This is a genomic window from Pseudomonas canadensis, assembly GCF_030980095.1.
Taxonomy (GTDB): Bacteria; Pseudomonadota; Gammaproteobacteria; order Pseudomonadales; family Pseudomonadaceae; genus Aquipseudomonas; species Aquipseudomonas canadensis.
The window spans coordinates 47,965-54,114 of the sequence record NZ_CP133299.1; the positions used below are offsets into that span (position 1 = coordinate 47,965).

Annotated in this window: 6 protein-coding genes; 1 reads left to right on the top strand and 5 read right to left on the bottom strand. The window is 55.3% G+C overall.

All coding sequences use genetic code 11. The features are described 5' to 3' along the window. Positions 1–28 precede the first annotated feature (28 nt). The 4 genes from RB216_RS29715 to RB216_RS29730 all read right to left on the bottom strand — a co-directional run bounded on the left by RB216_RS29715 (position 29) and on the right by RB216_RS29730 (position 3,592). Entirely contained in the window at positions 29–316 is a 288-nt protein-coding gene (locus tag RB216_RS29715) for a hypothetical protein (protein WP_308908938.1), read from the bottom strand. 296 nt (positions 317–612) lie between these two features. Beyond that, positions 613–897 carry a hypothetical protein gene (locus RB216_RS29720; RefSeq protein ID WP_170059038.1) on the bottom strand — a complete coding sequence of 95 codons (285 nt, stop codon included), beginning with the start codon at positions 895–897 and terminating at the stop codon, positions 613–615. Positions 898–1,039: 142 nt separating this feature from the next. Further along, on the bottom strand, positions 1,040–2,011 hold the full coding sequence (locus RB216_RS29725) for a DNA-binding protein (RefSeq protein WP_308908939.1): 972 nt from the start codon (positions 2,009–2,011) through the stop codon (positions 1,040–1,042). A gap of 825 nt (positions 2,012–2,836) precedes the next feature. Further along, positions 2,837–3,592 carry a hypothetical protein gene (locus RB216_RS29730; RefSeq protein WP_308908940.1) on the bottom strand — a complete coding sequence of 252 codons (756 nt, stop codon included), beginning with the start codon at positions 3,590–3,592 and terminating at the stop codon, positions 2,837–2,839. Positions 3,593–4,790: 1,198 nt separating this feature from the next. Here RB216_RS29730 and RB216_RS29735 point away from each other — a divergent pair. Beyond that, positions 4,791–5,495, top strand: coding sequence for a replication initiation protein (locus tag RB216_RS29735; protein ID WP_308908941.1), 705 nt, complete (start codon positions 4,791–4,793; stop codon positions 5,493–5,495). A gap of 84 nt (positions 5,496–5,579) precedes the next feature. Here RB216_RS29735 and RB216_RS29740 read toward each other — a convergent pair whose 3' ends face one another. Next, a complete protein-coding gene (locus RB216_RS29740; RefSeq protein WP_170059035.1) occupies positions 5,580–5,828 on the bottom strand; it encodes a hypothetical protein in 249 nt (82 codons plus the stop codon). Positions 5,829–6,150 lie beyond the last annotated feature (322 nt).

A 6,150-nucleotide genomic window follows, 5' to 3' on the forward strand; every position in this document is an offset into this window, starting at 1 on the left:
AGCCTGGGGGGCCTTATGGCCCCCTTGCTCACCGTGGCGACAGCTCGATACGTCGAACGTCTGAAACACGGATATTGACTAAACTTAACGTCCCGTTTGCCATCCTTTCCCAGTAGCCTTGCTGGTGAATATGCACCAGCGCGTAGAAAAGGTAGTCCGGCAAAAGGATATCAGTGCGGTGTACCTGGATCCCGATGTTCTCGGGGTTGAACTTTCGTTCTGGTTCACCGCATCGACTCGCTGAGCCCCGCCTAACAAGCCAGAAATGCGCCTCTGGAAAGTGTGTGCGGATAGTCGCAACCTCTGAAAGTCTCATCCCGTTCTCCGTGATGGCAACGACTAGCCTTCTCAGAAACGAGTGGCTCTCTGCGTGCCACCAACAAGAGACATTATAGGATCATTGATCCTGTTTGCATAGCATTATTTAGGATCAAAAGTCCTAATTTTTTCGGATGAATGCTATCAAAGGAGGGACCGCGGCCGGAGCTGGCCAACGGAAAATGCTATCGAATTCGAAAAGGGTAGGGGAGCTGTGCCCCCCAGGTGACGCAAGAATGACAGCAATTCAGGCGAGTCAGGATCCGTCCTGCAGGACGAATTGCTATCATTTACTTACTCGAAAAGGTCTTTTTGGCCTGCCACTTCGGCCACCTGGATACAGAGCGGGGCCAACTGCTGTAACAGTGATTGCGACCGGCGCAGATTCTCCCGCAAGCGCCTGTTTTCCTCGCGCTCATCTGCAAGCTGATCGGTCAATTTATCCAGCTGGACGATGCCTGCCAGAAAAGCCTTGTTCGCCGTGGCTTCGCCGGTGATGCGCTTGGCAATATGAATCAGCGCGTAAGGCGTGCTGCGAAGGGTAAGGGTAGTGGTGCTATCTGGATCTGCGTCTTTCATAAGCTCACCTTTGCTATCATTAACAACCTCGATCACACTGACCGGATGCAGTTATGATAGCAAAACCACCAAGAGAATGCTATCAATTTGTGACCTGGCATTGCACCTGGTCACAGTATTTTGATAGCAATTAAGCCAGCCCCTATGGCTTTACTTCCTTTGCGCCGGGTTTCGCCCTGGGTGTTTTGGCCGGTGGTTTTTCCGCCGCTGGCTTCGCTGCTGCGGCCTCAAGCGCTTTTATTCTCGCCAATGCCGCCTGCTCGCGGCCATTCGCCGTAGCCTCCGCTGCATTCGCCAACTTCAGTTCGCCGCGTACCGTCTTCAGCTCTTGCTTGATCTGCTCCAGTTCATCGCCACGACTTTTGCTCACAGCCTCTGACTGTGAGAACGATGCGGATAGAGCGCGTAACTCGGTGCGCAAGTCCTGGCACACGGCGGCATCTTCCAAGTGTTGCTTTTCCATCTGAGCGACAGCGCCGGTCGCCTGGGCTTCCCGCTCACGCGCCATCTGTTCTAACCGACGCTGTTCCTCTAGCTGCCCCTGGAGCAACTTCACCTGGGCCACGGCGTTAGCTGCTGCCTCTTTAGCCGACTTCTCAACAGATGCCAGTCGCTCGCGCAGCTGAGCCAGCTCCACGGCCTGTTCCTGCTTAGAAGCCTGGATCTGTCCGAGTTGTTGTTTCAGCGAGTCGCAAGCTTCCTGGGCGCTATCTAGCTGTTGCTCCAGGTCGTCAACCGTCTCCGTGGCGTCCGCAAGCTCACGCTCGGCCTGCTCCCGCTGTTCACCAGCGGCGCGCACCACGTCAGCAACGCGGCGTTCGCTCGCCTTAACGGCACGATCATTGATATCCACGGCCATTGCACCCAGGCGAGCTACAAGCGCCTCTGTGGCGCGGGAAAGCTCCTGCGCCACCTCGACCGGCAGTTCGGCCATTGGCTCCGCTTCTGCAATTGTTTGGCTCGATAGATGCTCGTCCCAAACCTGCTTCAGCCGGTTAGCGTTCCCGCCCCCAACCTTTTGACGCAGCGCGAACCCGGTAATGGATCGACCAGCGCTCTGAAGCGCCTGACCGGCCTCGATGATCTGTTCTGGAGTGAAATCGACAGGACGCATGGCAAACCTCCGCAAATGAGGCCAAATTATAGCGCATCCGAAACAAACAAACAAACAAACAAACAAAGAAACTAACAAACAAACTATAAGATGTATTGATAGCAATAATTCGCCCTGGATCTGCTGCAGGACGCCGGATTTAGGGACGATTGATAGCATTCGCAAGGAATCCCGCTCTATTTGCCTACGGCCTCGGGGGTTCGGTGGCTTGTAGCTCTTTCAGATTGCGGCCATACTACTGTTTCGATGTACAGTATTTGGTGTGTTATGAGTCGCACATTGCCGCCGTTCCGCCCTGTAACCGTTACCGAGCTTCGCCAGATCTGGTCAGAGCATCCCAGCAACGACATACGGCGCCTAACGCTTGAGGTTGAGCATTACCGCCGCCTGTTCGCGGAGGTCGACCAACTGTGCAAAACCGTCCATAAGGCGTGGTTAGAGGAAATGGGCAGTAACCTGGTTGCGCTTCATTTGTTGAAACAGGTCCTGTATTCGGAGCGTGAGCGCGTGCAGTGCTGTAAGAGCGAAGCGCGGTCAAGCTGAATGGCGGGGGCCCCGCCGAAGGTGGGTTCCGCGTCCGCAGGACCGCCGCAGGCGCATTCTGCTTGACGGTGCGCAGTGACCCCCAGTCTTGGCCTGGGTGTGTGGGGTAGCTTCACCACCCCGCGCACCCGAGGTCTGGGCGACCCCAGCGCGTTGACAAGGGCCGCGCCCTTGGTGTGGCTTTGGTCTGCCGTCCAGGGGCACCCCTGGCTGCCAGCGGCACAAAACAGCACGCGCTACGTTGAAATCTGGAGGATCGGCGGCCACCAACGGTGGCAGATTTCAATCCAGACGCTGACCCGCTTGAACTTGACGGCTAAATTCAGTGGCCCGACTTGCTGAAACGCCGGCAAGTTTTGCCAGCAAGGCACTGGAAATGAGCCCCGCCAAATGCTGGTACCGGGCCAGTTTTGAAACCCGTTGGTACGGTACTGCACCCAAAAACTTTTGCCGTTGCTCAACTATGGCAAAGGGCACACCTACTGCACGGCTGATCTTCGCAGCTGACATTGTGCCGAACAGTGATTCGTAGCCGAGCCACGGACCTACATAGTTTTTGATCCGCTGTTGTGCTGGTTCTTTTGGCAATGCTTCCGCAGGCTCACGGCCTAAAGCTTCACGCCAATTTCTAACCGTTGTGCGCGAAACCCCAGCGAGGTTTGCAACCTCGTCGTCATGCACAAGCCCAAGGAGGGTTTTATATGGCCGCAACGGATGGTTTGCCGGAAACCTCCTGGGCTTGGGTGCCGCTTCAGGTCCTGGCTTGGCCTTGACCCCTAAACGCTTTCGATATTGTCCAACGCTATATGCCGATACACCGCATAGCCGCGCTACCGTCCTGGTTGACTCGATCCCCAGCAAATGCCGGTACGGCTCGATAGCCTTATCAACGCTCCAGGCGGGATAGCCGAAAAGCTGACGCCGGTAGCGGATCCTGCTTTTGGTTGTGCCCACAAGTTGAGCCAAATCCTCATCTTTCATGCTTCCCAATTTGCAGTCGAACCACCTGGGGATGCCTATATTTTTCCAATCAGCCATACAATCCTGAACCTAAAAGGGGAAAGATTCCGGCTATTTCAACAACCTCAAGTTCACCAGCGAAAATTGCCGTGAAACCCCCGTATTCATTGGGGATTGTCGGTGTTTTTTTCGAACTGAAAACCGCTGAAAAGGGGAAAGATTCCGGCACTCTCGATACGTTATTTTCTTGCTGCTGTGACCCCCTAAAGGGGGAGGGATTCCGGCTATGGTCGCACACGGCCACGGTTTTTCCCCGCGCTTCGCCTGAGAAACCCGCTCGCTAGACGCCTTGCACGCAAGGAGCGTCTAGCCCTGCCCGACGCCTGGGATTTATCCCTAAAGCCGCTGTGCGCTGCGCTGAGAGCCTTACAGGCAGCATGCGATGCCTTTGCGGACCCTCTCCACTGATAACCCGCTTCTGATATTCGCTTCACCTGGTTACGAAAGCCCCGCGCGCACACGCGCCCGGTATCGCGGTCGGCCAGCTTCATCGGCCGAGCGTGATGAATCCGGGTCTTGGCGCCCCGTAGGGGTCGAGGCGCTTGCGCCGAGAGGGCGGCCGGAACGGCCGGGCCGCTTAGACGGGGTGTTAGTTACATCGAGAGAGCGCATCCCAGGTAAAGAGTCTCCCGAAGGGGCATACCTGCTTTTGCTTTGCTGTTGATTTGCTGTTTCCGATTCTGTGGGTGTACGTGGTTTCCCAGGCGACACACAAAGGTAGAGAGAGGCCGGAACGGCCAGCATCTTCAAGATGGGCATGGATGCCCATCGACAGGCCGCCGAAGGCGGGGCGAGCCATGGATGGCGAGGGTAGGCGGACGCACTGCCGAAATTTTGTCCTGCGCCGATTTTTTGCGCGCTGCGCGTGTTTTAGATCTTGTTTTAAAGAAGGTTTTTTCTTTTCTTTTATTTACTTGTTTTACCCCTGTGGATTGATTGCGTAACTATATGATTTACAAGGGTTTTATTTGATTATTTTTCCACATTTGGGGAGGGATTCCGGCAATCCGGGGAGGGATTCCGGCTGCTATCAGGGAAGGATTCCGGCTATTGAAAGGGAGGGATTCCGGCAAGACAGGGAAGGATTCCGGCTATTATCCCTTACTTATCAACGGGTTACGCACAGCTTTTCCACATTCCTGCAAGGGGGAAAGGGGTGTTGACGCTCTCCCCTTTCCCCCTTATGGTGTCTGCGAATGCATACAGGAGTGGCGACGTGGCTAATGTGCCTGAAGTTGATAGGAACCGGGTCTACCAGTCGAACAAGCTAATCGAGTCGTCTTACACGCTGACGCTTCAAGAAAAGCGTTTGGTGCTGCTTGCGGCATCGCTTATTGACTCGAAAAAGGAAGCCCCAAAAGACGGCCTTGTGCGGGTGACAGCAGACGCTTTTGCATCGGTCTTTGGTGTAGAGGTTCGTCACGCTTATGGCATTCTTGCCGAAGCCGTAGAGCGCTTGTGGGCCCGAGAAATCAAACGCTACGAGCGCAGCAAAGAAGTGGAGGCCATGCGCTGGATCTACAAAAAAGAGTACCTGGAAGGCGAAGGGTGCGTTGAGATTGGATTCTCTCCGACTGTCCTGCCGCACCTGACTCTGTTGAACCGCGAGTTCACCGGCTACACGCTGAGACACATCAGCCAGTTGAATACCTTCTACGCCTTCCGGCTCTACGAGCTGACAGCGCAACACAAAAAGTTTGGGGAACGCGAGTTTGAACTACCTCGTCTGCGCGAGCTGCTACAGCTCGAAAAGAAGTACCCAAACGTCAAAGACCTACGCAAATACGTCCTCGATCCGTGCATAAGCGAGATCAACCAGCATACGGACCTGAATCTGTCCCTGGAGCCTAAGCGCAAGGGACGTAGCATCGCGGGGTTCAAGATCTACATCGAGCAAAGTGCCCAGCTTCCGTTGATCTGAACCACTGCGCGACAACAAGCCTCGCCCTGGATCAGAGCGGGCTTTTTTTGGGCGCACGGAAAGGATAAAAGGGAAGGATTCCGGCTAACCGGCCATGCCGCTGCCAAAACAGGTCGGGCACCGTGCAACCGGCGTTTCTCCGTCGAAGTCGTCAGGATCCTCACCGGGATGAATACCGTTACCCTCGCACACGGCACAGACGCCACTGAGCGCACACAACTCGATGCCCAAGCTCTCAAGCGTTCCGTCAAGCTCGCGGTCATCCACACTCTCGGCCAGTAGCCGACCGATTGCAGCGATTCGAATCAATCGTTCTTTCAAGGCATGATCCATGCTGGCTTTTCCTGCTTTAAAGGGGAAGGATTCCGGCTATCACAGCTCGTCGAAACGCCATGCAGGAGAACACCGATGCATAGCGGACACTCCCTAAAGAGGGAAGGATTCCGGCTATAAACTTGGCGTGGAGCGCCAAAGGGGGAAGGATTCCGGCTAAGCATTGATAGCAAAAGCGGCCTCGATCGCCGGCGCGGCCGGGGGCTTTTGATAGCAAACATCAAAAGCCAACACCATAAAATGCAATCATTTTCAACCTGGCCAACCTGGTCCCGGGCCGGGTTTTGATAGCATTATGCGCGGCTGCGCTGAGTGTCCTCAT